The 15,180-nt window shown below is 38.8% G+C and carries 16 protein-coding genes; 2 read left to right on the forward strand and 14 right to left on the reverse strand.

The window, feature by feature from the left end; genetic code table 11:
* Positions 1-69: 69 nt before the first annotated feature.
* Entirely contained in the window at positions 70-432 is a 363-nt protein-coding gene (locus tag NEOC95_RS04595) for a hypothetical protein (protein WP_213151859.1), read from the reverse strand.
* Between the two features lie 197 nt (positions 433-629).
* Complete coding sequence (locus NEOC95_RS04600) at positions 630-851, reverse strand: hypothetical protein (RefSeq protein WP_213151861.1); 222 nt, start codon at positions 849-851, stop codon at positions 630-632.
* An 81-nt stretch (positions 852-932) separates the two neighbouring features.
* On the opposite strand from NEOC95_RS04600, the gene NEOC95_RS04605 reads away from it, so the two are divergent.
* Both NEOC95_RS04605 and NEOC95_RS04610 read left to right on the forward strand, forming a co-directional pair.
* The gene (locus tag NEOC95_RS04605) at positions 933-1,103 is read left to right on the forward strand and encodes a hypothetical protein (protein ID WP_213151863.1); all 171 of its coding nucleotides are present in this window, start codon (positions 933-935) and stop codon (positions 1,101-1,103) included.
* A gap of 18 nt (positions 1,104-1,121) precedes the next feature.
* A complete protein-coding gene (locus tag NEOC95_RS04610; RefSeq protein ID WP_213151864.1) occupies positions 1,122-1,265 on the forward strand; it encodes a hypothetical protein in 144 nt (47 codons plus the stop codon).
* Positions 1,266-2,078: 813 nt separating this feature from the next.
* On the opposite strand, the gene NEOC95_RS04615 is transcribed toward NEOC95_RS04610, so the two are convergent.
* From NEOC95_RS04615 to NEOC95_RS04670, 12 genes are all read right to left on the reverse strand, one after another.
* Positions 2,079-2,279, reverse strand: a complete 201-nt coding sequence (locus tag NEOC95_RS04615; protein ID WP_213151866.1) for a hypothetical protein — start codon at positions 2,277-2,279, stop codon at positions 2,079-2,081.
* Between the two features lie 176 nt (positions 2,280-2,455).
* A complete protein-coding gene (locus NEOC95_RS04620; protein ID WP_166158347.1) occupies positions 2,456-2,632 on the reverse strand; it encodes a hypothetical protein in 177 nt (58 codons plus the stop codon).
* Between the two features lie 68 nt (positions 2,633-2,700).
* Positions 2,701-2,871, reverse strand: coding sequence for a hypothetical protein (locus NEOC95_RS04625; RefSeq protein ID WP_213151869.1), 171 nt, complete (start codon positions 2,869-2,871; stop codon positions 2,701-2,703).
* Between the two features lie 773 nt (positions 2,872-3,644).
* On the reverse strand, positions 3,645-4,061 hold the full coding sequence (locus tag NEOC95_RS04630; protein WP_042242503.1) for a hypothetical protein: 417 nt from the start codon (positions 4,059-4,061) through the stop codon (positions 3,645-3,647).
* A 1,164-nt stretch (positions 4,062-5,225) separates the two neighbouring features.
* Positions 5,226-7,703 carry a hypothetical protein gene (locus NEOC95_RS04635; protein ID WP_213151870.1) on the reverse strand — a complete coding sequence of 826 codons (2,478 nt, stop codon included), beginning with the start codon at positions 7,701-7,703 and terminating at the stop codon, positions 5,226-5,228.
* Between the two features lie 293 nt (positions 7,704-7,996).
* Entirely contained in the window at positions 7,997-9,271 is a 1,275-nt protein-coding gene (locus tag NEOC95_RS04640) for a hypothetical protein (protein WP_213151872.1), read from the reverse strand.
* A gap of 45 nt (positions 9,272-9,316) precedes the next feature.
* Complete coding sequence (locus tag NEOC95_RS04645; RefSeq protein WP_213151873.1) at positions 9,317-10,279, reverse strand: hypothetical protein; 963 nt, start codon at positions 10,277-10,279, stop codon at positions 9,317-9,319.
* Complete coding sequence (locus NEOC95_RS04650; protein ID WP_213151876.1) at positions 10,276-10,962, reverse strand: hypothetical protein; 687 nt, start codon at positions 10,960-10,962, stop codon at positions 10,276-10,278. The genes NEOC95_RS04645 and NEOC95_RS04650 overlap by 4 nt, the downstream gene beginning before the upstream one ends.
* Before the next feature lie 3 nt (positions 10,963-10,965).
* Positions 10,966-11,592 carry a tetratricopeptide repeat protein gene (locus tag NEOC95_RS04655; protein WP_213151878.1) on the reverse strand — a complete coding sequence of 209 codons (627 nt, stop codon included), beginning with the start codon at positions 11,590-11,592 and terminating at the stop codon, positions 10,966-10,968.
* A 159-nt stretch (positions 11,593-11,751) separates the two neighbouring features.
* Positions 11,752-12,306, reverse strand: coding sequence for a SycD/LcrH family type III secretion system chaperone (locus NEOC95_RS04660; protein WP_166158368.1), 555 nt, complete (start codon positions 12,304-12,306; stop codon positions 11,752-11,754).
* Between the two features lie 31 nt (positions 12,307-12,337).
* Entirely contained in the window at positions 12,338-13,666 is a 1,329-nt protein-coding gene (locus NEOC95_RS04665; protein WP_166158371.1) for a hypothetical protein, read from the reverse strand.
* 142 nt (positions 13,667-13,808) lie between these two features.
* A complete protein-coding gene (locus NEOC95_RS04670; protein ID WP_213151880.1) occupies positions 13,809-15,143 on the reverse strand; it encodes a hypothetical protein in 1,335 nt (444 codons plus the stop codon).
* Positions 15,144-15,180: the final 37 nt, after the last annotated feature.

Here is a 15,180-nt window from a genome sequence, read left to right on the forward strand (position 1 = left end):
TTGCTGTTTTAAAGCCTTTTATTCCAAGTATTTAACGGCCCAAGCAAAAATAAAGCATGAGTATTTTCTTTAGGTTCTCGCTGCGTTAAGTCCAATTTTAAAAAAATTTGAACAATCCTCTAGGCGTTCATCAATAATCTTTCGGTTTTTCTTGTCGCCCATCATATTTTGAGGCAGAAAAGGAATATTTTCTGGCCGCTGATTAGGAAGCTCATTGGGGTGCTGAGCCTTCCAGTGATACAATTCTTCACGTTCATACATTGACTTTCCCAAGCCATGCGCAAGTAGCTGGAGGTTGCGCATGATAAGAATAGTAACCAGCTGAGGTTGGAGGCAGACTCTGAGGAAAAGGCATAGGAAAGGGTAGAGGAGATGGTGCACGGTAAGGATGGTGACTATTTGGAACAGGGGTAGGCTTGGAGCCGCTGGCAAGGTAGGGGAGTAGGGCGATTTGGCGGTGGTGGTGCTGAGGGGGATATGCGCTGTCGTTTAGCAGATTGATCCTGCTGTAGTGGAAGCACGCGAGAAGCAGAAGAAGCAGATTGCCCTTCTTCTCTCTGAGATTGCTGTTCCTCTATTTGAGATGTTTCACTTTTACGCTTTTTAGCTAGGCTTAATAAGCGGCTGTATTAGGCAGATTGATTCAAATTCGCCTGTTGGATGCGCTCTAATTGAGAAGCAGAAGGAGGCAAAGAGGTGGATTGTCCTTCCTCTCTCTGAGGTTGCTGTTCTTCTGTTTGAGAGATTTCAGTTGTACGTGTTTTAAAGGAAGAAACAACTGGCATATTTTCAAGAGGTGGGGAGGGGGGAGTTGATCCTGCGCCTCGCATAAATTTTTTCCTAGGTGACATTATTGGTGACATTAATAGAGTGTATGATAAATATGAACATATCACTAAATAAAAAAATGTAAACTAAAAAGGAGAGTTGAAATGATTAGTAACATTTTTGATAATTATTTGACCAAAGTAGATAAATTTACGGCGTTGTTGCGCCATGTTGCTCAAAAGTTTGAAGAAAAAGGACGGATAGAAATAGCCCATCTTTTATATCAAAAAGCTGCTCAAAATCACGATCCTGTAGCCATTGATTATTTGATATAATTTTATGAGCAAAAAGGAGTGGAACAGTACCAAGAAGCGATTAATAAATTGAAATCTCAGCTGGCTAAGGTCGTTCAACAACTTAACCCTGATTCTCTTCTTAAAAAACCCTATTCTTTGCCTCCTATTTCTTATTCTGGGGAAGGAACCATCCGCGGTTGATAAATTTTGGCATCGACTTGGCGAATTGCCAAGTTGATGGAATTTTAACCAGTTTTTAGCTCATCTAAAAGCATCGTTTATTCGATAAAAATACCTGTTTTTTGAGAGTTGGAGAGAGTCGATTAATCTTTAGCATGCTTTATTTTCGAGTGCTGGGATAGCGTGCATCTAGAAAGAAGAGCAGCTTTCCGACCTATATTTTGCACTCCCGTTTTATCGTTTGGAGAAGGGGTTAATATTTCCTTAGTTCACCTTTTGACAAAAAATTCTATGGAAAGCTGTTATAGCTGGATTGAGGGATCACTACTGTGTCTGGGAAATCATTTTTTTGTTTATCTTTTCTGTGCAGGGCAAAGAAGCTATCAAATATATACGCAATCGTTATTTTGGATGGTTTAAATGTATCGCTTGCCATTCGAAAATGATGTTTCGCATTTCATCTCAATTCTAAAAAGCAGTGTCTCCAAAATTATCATTTTGAAGGAAGTTTAAAGAGCCAAATGAATTGTAGAATCCTTTTTGGATTCTATAATTCATAGTAAAATTAGGCACTCCAAGAGAAGATACTTGCTTCTTGGTCTGGCATTTTCATTAATGTCTAAGCGAGCTGATCGGATTGTTGTACAGCCTCTTGCTGCATTTGGATGACAGAATCTAACGCTATTCCTTAATCGCTAATTTGGCAGCTGTGCCATCCGTCATGGTTAGCGACCCAGGGTCGGCAGTTTTAGTGACCCACCCTAGCTACCAAAATTTTTTTCTTTATTTCTCTTAAACTGCATACACGATGATATACTTTTTTATTCTTGACAGCTAGGCAACTTTTCTTGATAACTCAACAGTTACATTTTCTTGTACTGCATTTAAATGTTCACAAGAAGGCCTTAAAACAAAGATTGCATCTAGCGTCTTTTCGAAATTACGGAAGAGTTCTTTTGAATTTTCATTTTCAATAATTTCTCTTCCAATTTGGCACAAAGCATCCACTCTAGACTTTTCTACTGGGCTCCCCAAGGTTGCTAAAGGGAGTTTGTTCTTAATGAAATTTGTTTGAGACAAATGAAAAAGAAAGCAGTGGTAAACAGCAGGCTTAGAATCAAAGGTCGTTCTGATCCCTCAACGCCGCGCTGTTGGCCAAACTGCAAAACCCACAATGACTACTCCAATCTTCAATAAAAAACCTCTAATAATCATCTCAAAATATATCCTTGCACCACATCTTTCATCTTCCATGAAAGATTTGCAGCCATAAGATAGCGATACTCATTTTCTTCCTCATATATGAGGACTATTGCCCATCGTTTTCTATGATGAGAAGGAACATATAACCTTGCTCCCTCGGCTTGGACTCCATTTTTTTTTATCACCGCGAATGAGGATTTCCTGCTTCCAGCCTTGGTAGGCTTTAAAGAATTCTTGGCACGAGAGAGACTTTTTACTTCGCATGACTTTTTGATTCTTTCTTGAGTTGAGTAATGATTTGCACTCCAGGCCAAATAGCTTCTACTCCATCTACAAACAAGCTATTGCCGTAAAAAGTATTAGTGAGTACGCAAGCGACTTTAAAAGCAGGAAATTCACAGGCAAAATTTTTAAGTAATTGCAAAGCTAGTGTATACTTTTTTGGATATTCTATTGACCTTTTAGGCTCTTTGGGACGGGCTTTTTTAGAAATTCCCCACCTTTTTAGCTTCCTCACTTCCTGTCACCATCTTGTGAGTACGGGATCGGGAGAATAAAAGGCAAAGGAGACGGGAATGCAAAATTTTTTAGTCACTAGCTGAAGAAATACTATATTTTGATCACAAAAATAACCACTTGTTTTTTTATCCCGGATTTTATGCAAATGATGCAATTTCTCAGCATTTTTTGATCGCCTGTGATCTTTATCATCGATAATAAGAACCCCTTCTGTGATGCTATGTTTACGCAGGACCGCACGAACACTACAGATTAGCAGCCTGTTCTAAGCAATCTTAGCCCGTCTAAACATGGCCGATAAAGCCATCTTTTTATAGCTTTTAAGTCCAGCCCTTTCAAATTTTGCCCAACAGATTGAATTTGTAATTAATATGCCCATCAAGAAAAAGCCAGCGAACACCATTGAATTTTGAATAAGCTATTGGGGAATTTTCTTGTTTGAGAGCCACTTCACGTTGATTTAGATATTCTTTAATAAAAGGAAAGGGGAAGGAGGGGATATAGACAAAAAATTATTTTTAACGAGTTGATAAGCTACAACATTATTTTATTAAAAATTAGTCAACAAGAAATAAGTACATCATGGAGTATAGAGGCTTATGAAGTTTAAATTTAAAGGTGTAGGATAAGCAATTTAGAGGTAAGAGTATAAATTATTGAAAGGCTTATAACGTTAAGTTAATCATTTGAATCCATTTCAGTCGCATAAGTCTTTTTAAACTCTTCTTTAATAAGCTTTAATTCTCGATCTAGCTTTTCATGGATAGCTTCTAAGATCCACTGTTTTTTTGAATAGCTGGAGTATACTTTTTTGAAGATTTGAATACGTTTTTCAATCTCATTGGAGATAGTGTCATCTAAAAAAACTTGAATTCTTCTTTGTTTGGATAAATCACCCACGTTTTCCAATTTAAGCTTTTCAGCGATAGCTTCATAAACCCATTTTCCCTTAGAGCATTTTTTATTGATCGCTTTCAGCGAAAAAAGATGCTTTTCAAGTTTATCATGCAAATTGGAACCTATCGTAAAAGTGTAACTTTTCTCTTTAATAGATAGCAATTTATTTAGTTGTTCGTCGATATCAGCATTACTCATAGTATCCTTTTTTACGAATTTAACAACATCGCTTCATTAGTATTAGGAAAAGTTTTGTTAAATGGGGTCTTTACTACTTAAAAAGCACCAAGGCTTAAAGGCAGCTTTGTACTTCCTTCGCTTTAAGTGAGCAGCCAAAAAACTACTTCTATTCCTTCTTAATAGGCTTTTCATTCTCAGCTTTAAGATAATCTCTTAGGATTTATCATATTACGTTTAAGGATAAGGATATAGCAAATTTAAAGGAAGAAGATTTTTAAAAATTTCTTATACATTTTCGGTGCGAAGAGAGTTATTTAGTTTATATAAATTAAAAAATCTTATTGAGTAAGAAATGTGCATTATAATATAAAACTTGCTCAAGGATTTAGGTTTTGTAGCTAAGACTTTATATAATGGAAGAGGAGCCCTCTTTTTTGTCCTTCTTTAAAAGCAATAATATAGCTATATGAGTGAGGAATCTAAATAGCTGACAAAAGGCCCGCAGAAAAGAAGCTGTATGCCTTTAAGTTTAAATCAGCTTTTTCCTTTTCTTTGCATAAGTAAGAATCTAGCTAAAAAGCTTCAGTCTTCGTTGCTGATTTAAGCAGGCATCTTCTCAGATAAAAAAGGCTTTGTAATTCTTAGGAGAAACCCTCTCAGAGTCCTTAAGAGAAAGATAGAAGGGGAACCACTTAAGCGGGAAGAGTTACTATCTTTTAAGAAGTATTTAAAATATTTTTAATTAGTTGGCTGTTTTAAAGGATAGAGTATGCACCGATTGTCTATAGAATATATGACTGACAGCAAGGCTAAGAAAAGGAGTAAAATTTAACTGCCCGGCTTTACTAGCGCTCATTTATCATCAAGCGGTCTACTTAAGGGATTAGAGTTAGGCTCGATAATCTTTGTAGGATAAACATACCTTTAAAGGAAGTTTTTAAGAGGGGTTTCAAAGCAATATAGAAAAGAATATCAAACTCATTTTCCTAGATGAAAGTGGTAGCAAAAGGTAAAAGTATATTTATTGTAGGGTAGACAAAGAGGTCACTACAAGGTTATTAAGAAAAAATGTTTAAGGCTTAAAGCTTTTTTAAGTACCTTAAGCCTTTGTAAAGGGCTTAAGGTACTTTAAAAATGCTTTCTTGTAAGAGATGGGCTATATTATTTACCTAATTTTTATCCTTAGTTTATCTGGATAGAGGTTGTTTTTTGTAAGGTATCCTGTAGGCCTTTAAGGAGGTTGTCATGCATACCTTTGACACTAAGTAAATCTTCCCCTAAACCACTAAGGCTATCTAAAAGGTCATCTAAAACCTTCTGCAGCTGTTTAATCATGGCTTGTAACTCTTCAATGATAGCATCATATTTACCTCTAACCGACGCAATAATAGCTTGAGAAACATTCATTCCTCCTTGAATTCCACTTTTAACTGCCGTTAGTGTAGATTGAGTGATACTTACTCCTGCCATAATACGATTAAAAGTATTGGGATTCTTTAAAGCTTTGGTCAGGAGCTTTTCAATTAGCTCCATAGCTTTAGAACCTTTGACGGACTTAAGAATTTTGCTTAATACATTTCCTAATACGCGGTAAGTTGTATCGGCAATTCGTTTGGCAGCGCTTCCTATTACATTTACAACCTCGGATAATTCTTCTACGGCTTTTTTCACTATCTTTCCAGTAACACTAATAGCCTTAGATAAAATCTTTACGCTGTTCACTAAATCCACAACCTTTTGTATGACGGTCATTACCTGCTTTAGGATTTTCGCAGTCGAAGCAGCGGCTCTTGCTGTGGCTTGAGTAACCGCAGGGACAGCAGCAGCGGGATTAATACAGCTTAAGATCCCAATTGTTATGGTAATAGCCATTCCCACTGCCATTGCAATGTATTGAGCATGTTCTCTACTAATTCCGCACATCTGACAAAAATCAGGAATAATATCAGACTCTGTTAGCATGGTGGTAAACATAGTAGTCACTAGTTGCGGACCTAGCATGCCCACCGCCATTATAGCCATAGTGGCCATCACGAATAATTGAGTAACAGCTCTTAACCCCGCCTTTAACCCATCTAAAAATCCATTGCCACTAGGGATAATTTTATCTATTAATTTAGAGACTATGTCTACGATAGCTTCAATGAGTTTACCCGTTAAGTTGAGTGTGGCATCTAATAAAGCAAAGACAAGGCCTAATAGACCTCCTGTTGCTACAGCCATCAATACGGTTATAACCTTTATTATCGGTTCGATGATCTTCATAAGAACGCCTAGAAAGCCTGATTTTCCTTGCTGCTTTTGCATCTCTTTTTCTTTTTCTTGCTGCTCACGAACTTGCTGCAATTGCATACCTAATTTTGCAGTTGCTTGCTGCTTAGCCTGTTGGGAGCGAGAAGTTTGTATCTCATAAATTGTATTTTGAGCTTCAACAATCGCTTTACTAATCGTCATGAGTAAATCCATGGTTTTCTGCTTGCCCGGACCATTAGGCATTAGCAATTGTAACTGCGCCATCGAAGCATTTAGCATTTCGCGTGCTTGCACAAGAGATGTTGTTGCTAGGTTAGAGGAGATATCTTTAAAAGCATTCTTCATCTGCTCAGCCGAGGGCTGCCAATTTACCGGTAATTGATTTTGAACTTTAGTCTCACTGATGGTTTTATTTATGATCTGTTGAGCAATAGCTTTAAGAGCGTTAGAAATACTAGGATCTTTGATGTTTTCTATAGCTTTTTTAAGAGCCGCAAGGTCAGCAGCACCCAAATTGTTTTGACCCGCGTACTCATCCAGGTTAAGCTTAAGGTTAACTTGAAAGCTTCCCTTTAAAGCTCCATTATACATCGCGCTATTAAGAGGAGGTGTCCATCCTGAGGGGGTGCTAAATTTTTGGCTAGTTTTTTTAAGAGCTGCGTTTTGCAATTGCTTAAGTTTTGTCTGGTTCACTCCTTTGAGTGCAGGGGAAGGGTTATAATGTTGATAAATAAGGGCAGCTTTTTCTTCCGAGGTAAGGGAAGGGTCACGATTTACAGCATCTTCAAAAGCAGCATTGTAAGTGTCTGAGAGAGAAAGGTTGTAAGAGGAGTTGTCTACAGCTGGCTTTAATTTAGATACATCTACTCCTGCTTTCAAAGCTTCTTGCTGTGCTTGCCCTGTAAGCGTTTGTAGAATTTGATTAAGGTCGGCACCAGAACTTAGCTTGGTACCCTCGGTGGTAGCTGTAGAATTATAAAAAGCAAAGGTAAGTTTTGCTACATCGCTCGAAGATAGATTGTTAGCTTTTGCATAAGATGTTAAGGCGGCATTAAAGTTATTGGCATATAAGTTGCGTTGCCCCTCATCCGTTAAGGGTTGCGTATTGCTATTTTGATTATTAGCATTCGCTTGGGCTTGGGTTTGTAGATGAGTAAGGAGGGCTTGAGGTTGAAAGAGTCCTTTAGCTAATAGAGTGGGATCTGTTTGTGCTGCTTCAGAAGGAGCAGGAAGTTGAGGACTCCCAGGAGCAGTAAAAGAGTTAGGCTTGGCAGCTTGCGTGGATTTGTTAGCCGTATCCGTTGAGCGTGGATCTTCCCCTAAAGTAGGGGGAATGGTATTGACTTCCCCAGGTTCCCCCACTTGAAAATTGCTGAAATTAGGATTGGAATTGATATTAAGTGGCATGTAGTCCTCCTCAAAAACTTGGTAGAATAAACATAGGAAAATGGAAGTTTCTTATATTATTACAAATGTTTTTTTTAATTATTGATAGTTGAATTAACGTTAAAAAGTTTTCTTTAATTAGAAGTATAAAATTTTTTAAGCTTTTTAGTCCCTTGTAGGCTAGCTTGCTCCCGATAAATTCGTTTAAATTTAAACCTTTAGAATTTTTTGCTTCCCTGCTTTTAAGCGATCGGCGTTACTGACGGGTAAAAAGGCTCATAAGAGGCCTTTTTACTCGTTTATACTTATCTGGCTTAGCCTGTAGATTGAACTCCAACAGAGCTTCCCAGCTTCCTTTCATCCTCAGAAAATTTACGTAGTTGTTGCATAAGATCGGCAATTAATTTTGAATTTTCGCTTTTAGCGTTATTCATTAAGTCCACTGTTTTAAAGGCATTTTGGATGTAAGCATCCATCATCGCTTTTAAAGCCTCTGCTTGAGCTTTTTCTACTACTAGTTCTGATTTCCATAAGTTCATCAGTCCCTCGGTAGACTTATTTAGCATGGTGGAAGTCATGTTGAAGATCATCATTTTGTTAGACACGCTATTGGCATGGGTCATGAAATAGCTAGTATTAAATTTTTCCAGTTCATAATTTGCTGTCTCAGATTCATGGTTGGCCCTATTTAAATCTCTTTTAGCAGACAAAGACTCCTCAGAGCTTCTTAAACTCTTAGCTTCCGCTCGCTTCAACTTTGCTGCTCTTTGATTTTCTTCTAGTTGACCGCCATAGGCTATGTCTCTTTGATCTTCAGCATCTTTCAACTTTTGCTCAGAGGCTGTAATTCCTTTTCTAGAGCCACCTTGCTTAGCCTCTTCTAGATTTTTTCTAGCATCGGCTACATTTTTATCCGCATTTCTCATTTGTTTAGCTTTCATTTCGTTGGCTGTGTGTTGGCCTGACACCTCATCGTAGTACTGTTTAGCATTTACTTTACGGCCTTGAAGGCGTGTAGCTTCGTCTTCGTACGTTTTTTGTTGTGATTTCATTTCTTTATCAGTATTGCGATTGACCCTAAATTGCATGGCGGCTTGTCCTAATGAAACCCCTGCTTCCATAAAGCAGGCGATTGCACTAGCCATATACATCTTAGACTCTTTTTCAGCTGCTTGTAGAATTTGCTGGGCTTGGCCTTTGGCCAGCTCATTAATCATACTCATTTGAGATAAAGTAATTTTTTCTTGAGCCATGGTCATTTGACGTAAGACATTAGAGATTTCGGTAAAATTCATAAAAAAGGCCACCAGGGGATTGGGCCGTAAAAAGGGATTGCCTGTGCCTGAGGATTCTGATACTCCGGCAGCCTGGGCATTAGGAGGAGGAATATGAGCGAGTAGATTGCGTGTGTGTTTAGCAGATACAGCCTCTTTTCCCGTGGAGGTGCTATCTGTGTAATAGGCCTGGTTAGGCTGAGCTACTGCTTTGGCAGCTGAATTCGCTCCTGCAGCGGGAACGGCTCCAGAATCAGAAGGGGGTAGATAAACTCCGCCTCCCTGGCTTTGTCCTGTGATATTTCCAGATGTCATGATTTCCTCCTTCTCTATTGTTGAAGAGAATTGTTGTTAAATTTTTTATATTAACTGTGAGACGGTAGTATGGCTAAATTCTTTAGAACCGCTCCTAAATGCCGTGTAAATAGTTTCAGCAAAATAAATAATATCTTCGATCTCTTCGTTGAGCTGGCTAGGGGTGGCATCAATGCTTTCAAGGACCCCTGTATAAGCCTGATATAAATGCTCAAAATCCTCTTCCTTCAAGCTAGCCGTAGCCTGCTGAATATATAAACCTATAATAGACTCAGGCTCGCCAGCCAAAGAGGGTAAAAAAGTTTGAAGATTTTCTAAACCTTCCACTAACTCAGCCTTTAAATGTAGAAAAAGCTCTTCTAAAAGTTTCTTATTTCCTCTAGACACTGTTAATAAAGAGAGAATGAATAGAAGAGGAAGTATTAATGCTGCCAGGGCTTGCTGTTGCTTGGCAGTTGCTCCACATGCACTTACAAAGCTTCCCACAATTTTTTGGCAAATACCTGTTTTCAAGGTAAGGATTAGAGCTAACTCAATTCCAAAAGATTGCTTTCTTTGTTGTTCCTTTTCATCTTTTTCTTTAAGAGGCGAGGTGTAGGTAAAGCTAAAATGAGTTAAAGCCCAGCTTAAAGCTATGGTGGTGAGCACAAGGCCGCGGGAAATCATTAGCAGGAGTTGCTTATTTCCTTGATCTTCTGGGAGTAGATGGATTCTTATGAAAAAATCTACCAATCGTTGCGTGGATAAGGTTAAAGCTTTTCCTATAATTCCTGCCGAGCTTTCCTCTTTTTCGATCCCTTGCAAAGCAATTTTAAAGCTCAATAAAAGTGCGGGGGCAGCTTCCTTAACCGTTTGGGCTATAGTCACTGCACTTAAAGAGCTAATCAGCGGACCCAAAATAGTTAAAAATTTTCCATGGTTTTTTCTATTATAACTCTCTTTAACGGCCTCTAAAGCATGGGCTAGATTTTTTCTAGCTTTTTGTATTTCACTATTCTTTTCTTTCATAGGTGGTCTTCAGCAGCCTTTTTATTATGAAGGTGGGCAAGAGTGGAGTAAGCCATGCCTAATTGGTTGGCTGCTCCCATTAGCTCATCAAAAAATGGATCATTAGGCCCTAAGCTTGCTAAGCTATTTTTTATCGCTTCAAAAGTTGGAAAGCTGTCTTTAAGGATGCCTTGTAAGGCTTTTTCGGCTAGTTCTAAATTCATCTGCCGGCGAAGATCTAACGGGGAGCCAGCGGCTGCGATAGGATTTTGAGAATCTAAAGCATTTGCAGAACTTTGAATTCCATTGAACACTTTTGCTGCTCCTTCTAATAGCTTTCCTAGTGCAATTAAGGAGGGGTTGCGTTCTTCTATAGGGGCCTGTAAGCTTTGCTCGTAAGCTGCTCGTACATTGGGGGGTAGCCTCTCCGTGATTTCTGCTAGCATTTGTTTCCAGCTGTCATCAGCTCGTGGAGGTGTTACTTCTACACGCATATGTTCTAAAGGATGTAAAGTAGGCTTACTTGAGGAGGTGTCATATTTCCATAAGGCTTGCTTGTCAATCTCAGTAAATGAAATAGAATCTAAATTATTTGCAATGCCCATCGAAAGGCGTAAAGCATAGCTAGCGGCATTCTGCTCATTAAGGAGAGAAAATTCTGGAATGCCGCCGGGGGCACCTGTCCCACTTCCTGAGATGCTCATAACCTACCTCTCGGAGTTTTTTGCATGAGTAATAGGCTCATTTTCTGCTTTAACTTTTTCTATAATGGCAGGATCAATCTCTAATTGGGAAAGAAGATAGTCGTAAGTCATCAACCATTTTTCTTTATCAAGCATGTATTCTTGCTTATCTGCCGCTCTTTTTATAGCCTGCTCTATAGCCATCAGAGCACTAGCATAGTCTTTAGCCTCAATCAAGCAATCACACATCTTCTCAAAAGGCAATGGATCTTCAGGATTTAGCACGCCTAATTCCATAAGCATGGCCACAGCGGCAAGCCAATTTTTTTGCTGAATATAGCAATGGGTCAAGGCAATGGTATATTTTTGATCAATAGGTACCATAACTTTTAGCCAACGATAAAGCTGGCTGGCTTCTTCAATTTCATTTTTTTGGTAAAGGGTATAAGCAAATTTATAGACGTAATCCATAAAATTGGCGTCAAAGCCTAAGGCTTGGGCAGGTAACATGCCATTCTCAAAGATATCGATCAGCGCTTGTTCTTGTAGTTTGATCTCCTCTTCACTTAATTTTCCACTATGAGCATGCACTGTTTTTTTTATGGCTTTTCTGAATTCTTCCTGTTTAAAGTCTTGCGTGTCTTCTGCCATGGATAAGTTCTCCTTCATTAGATTTTATGGCGTGAGATGTTTTTTTTTGAGGTCTTTCTTGCAGTTTTATGGGTTCAAATGATCGTGGGGCTCCTTTAAGATAAGGTAAATTACCGTGTCGATTATGCTGTGTAAATGCTTGGTGAGTAAAAGGAACCCTTATTTTTCTGCTTTAATAGTATCTTTAATTTCCTCTTGTAAATGCTTGATAGTCAGCAAGGCACGATCTTTTAGCATTTGAAATTCAGGTTTATTGCCAGCTTTTTTAATCGCCATTTCCAAGGCAATGATCGTGGAATAAGGATCTTTCATGGCTACAAAGCAATCTGACATGTGATAGTAAGGGATAGGGTTTTCAGGATCTAGCACACAGCAAATGGTGTAGGTATCCACGGCGTTTTTATACTCTTTCATCATATGAAAACAGGAAGCAAGTCCAAGAATATATTTGGCTTCATTAGCATTTAACATGATAAGTAGGCGAAAAACTTGCACGGCATCTTTATAGCGGCCTGTTTGATAAAAATTGTAACCTTGCGCATAAAGTCCTTCCACTTGCTGATCACTAAGATTCAATAGATCTTTTGGCATATGTCCATTTTTAAAAAACTCGTCAGCTAATTGAGTCACATTCTTTTCTTGGCTTGCATCATTCTTCAGCTGTTCCCCTAAGCTTTCTACAGCCTTTTTTATTTGTTCTTCGTCACTTTTCATGAAGTTTCCCTTTTATATTGAAAATTCTGGATTATTTAAAAATTGCAGATAAAATTGTGCTTAATTGTTGCAAAATGCTGTCGGCCACACTGCCCTGCTGGCTTGCCGCATCATTACTTTGATTAACATTAGCTTGTAAGGATTTGGCTTGATCAGAAAGGGTTTGTTGGCTGGCCTGTAATTTACTAATGTAGTTTTGGTTGACGTTATTAAGCGCGTTACGGGTGGCTTGGGCTGCATCTTTGTTCCAGCTATTGGTACCTCCTAGAACCGTGCCATCCCCTTGAGTAAAGGTACGCATTTGCCTCAGCTTATCACTATAAGCAGCTTGCCACTGCGATAAGAAGCTCAAAGCTTGGGACTGGGCGGCCGCTACATTTTGTATGGTCCCGAGCATGCTGATAAGAGCTAGTAAAACTTCATTTAAGATAAAGGTGCTATTGGAATCCCTAGTTAACGCATTGGGGCTAAATTGAGGATTGTAGTAAAGGTTTTGGGTATAAGTGTACCAATCCCCCAAGTCTTGGCTTGCTTCGAAAGAGCCAGAAGGTTGGCTGCTAGTAGCGGTTTTAGCTAGCTCGCTGGTATAAAAAGCAGAAAGGCGTTGCACAAAAACTCTCTGCGCGACAGTCCAGTTAGCAGAGTTTTGGGATAAAGTTCCTACCGGACCATTAAAAGATTCATAGATAGCTTGATAGGATTGTACATAAGTAACGCCGGTGCTATTTTGGCTATTCAATAAATTTAACACACTAGATTTGTTAGAGGTTTGAATAACTGTCGTGGTGCTTAAATAGTTGAGGAAAGCTTTAGTAAAATTTCCATAATTATTGCTAAGGGTAGCTGTATAGGTAGTGCCGTTAAGAGTGAGAGTTTCAGCGCTACTGCTACTAGATAAGATAGAAAAATTAAAATTTTTAATGAAATCAGAGAAGGCTGCTTTAAATTGTCCAGGCAGATTGGAAACATTGATAATGCTACTAAGATCTGTATTTCCTATATCCGGATTGGCACCCACTGAGGCGGTATAAATATTATATAATCCATTCAAAGGGCTAGCTGCATTGGAAGGATCATAAGCTGCAGAAGGGATAGAGCTGGTGCTAGGATAGCCTAAGACTTTAGTATAAAATTGGTTGATAAAACTTGTAATGTCGGTCGTATCTATGGAATTAAAATTAGTGGGAGTTAAATGGCTATTAATGGTCGCTGCACTCGTGGTAGAAGTATTATATAATTTTTGAGTCGGCATCACAGCTATTTGGCCACTCACATAGGAAAGATTTGTATCTAGCACATATGAGCCAGCAATACTGCTAAGATCTTCTAAGAAATTTTGTGAATTAGTACTTGAGGTCATAGGGCTCCTCCTGAAAATGCCGAAGTTATTTATTAAGACCTTAAAGTCATATGTAGAAATAAAAGAGGTTATCTTTAAGATCCACTAAAGGCTTCGTGTTTATATTGTAAATTTTTTTATTTATCTTTTACTGTTAATAAGTTTACCTAGCGATATTCTGGGCCATTTTTTGGATAATTTGTGAAATCGCTTGTAGAGCTGCAGAAGCGGATTTATAATATTCTTCAAAGATATAAAGATAATTTCTTACCGTCTCTTTTTGAGTATCGTTTAAGTTTTCACTAGCTGTAATAGCAAAGGTAATATTTTGTTGAAACTTTCCTGCTGCATTGGCATCGCTACTATTGAAAGCACTATAATTATCCAACATCCATTTCCTAAAGCCTGCTGAAGCTAGCCCTGGTGGAGTGGTAGAGAGAACAGGTTGGCCACTTACACTGAATGTGGTATTTAAATCCGTTAGAACTTGTTTAAGCCTTGAATATAAGCTAGTGACATTGCTCCTATCGCTTGCGGAAGTAATCGCTGAAAGTGTTTTTAGCTGTTCGGTTAATTGAGTACGGATGTTTACTAGTCTCTTATAGGCCGAGACAAATCCTGAAGATCCAGGAGCAATAGAAGGAAGAATAACGGGGGTAATAGGCTTGTTATAGAAGGCACTTGCCGCTTGTTGATAACCAGGGCTCCAAGCAGAAGGCCCATCTTTACCTCTACCATCCCCATAGTTAAAGTTAAAAGCACTAGATTTGGTAGTAACCTGGTTATGCAAGTTTTGAAGTTCGGCCAAATTATCTAAGATTTGTTGGGTCATGTTTAAAGCACTTTTTAGCTGAGCCATATTTTTGGAAATGATCTGGTTACCTGTCTGAACGTAGTCAATTTCAATAATGCTTTGTAAGCCGCGTGCTCCTCCATAGCCCTCTAACTGTGCTGCCTGGACAGCATTAGCGACTGCGGAGACTTGAATAGCTAGGTCTAACCATTGTTTTAGCTGGTTAGCATTTAGCTGAGGAATATTGCTGCCAGCAGCATTGGTATTCACGCCAATAGCTGCTAGAGAGCGTAAAATGGCATCATAATCTTGGGCCATACTCATCGTCATGAGATGTTGATTATAAGAAGACTTACCTGCTGAGGGAGGGACTTTAGAGGATAAGCCATGGGCAGCCAAAAAGCCAGCGCTTACGATTGAGCTAGGGTAGATGATCTGCCCTGAGCTTGTTACAATGACTCCATATTTGGCCAGATTAGTCAGTTGATTAAGAGCTGCATTGACTTCTGAAACGTTTAGGGCAGAAATAAGTGATGCCGGGTAGGGATTGGCTGAGGTCGTAGAGCCTTGAAGTTGCAACACTCTTACAAATGCCAGAATAGCATTATAGTAAGCGGAGGCTACTTTAGCATTAGTATATTCTAGCCGTGTAGGAATAGCACTAGGTATTCCACTTATATTTACATATGGTGTTGTAAAGGTCATAACCTACCCCTTCTTATAGCCAATGAAGGACTTAATG

Origin of the sequence: Neochlamydia sp. AcF95, from assembly GCF_018342455.1 — a bacterium.
Taxonomy (GTDB): Bacteria; Chlamydiota; Chlamydiia; order Chlamydiales; family Parachlamydiaceae; genus Neochlamydia.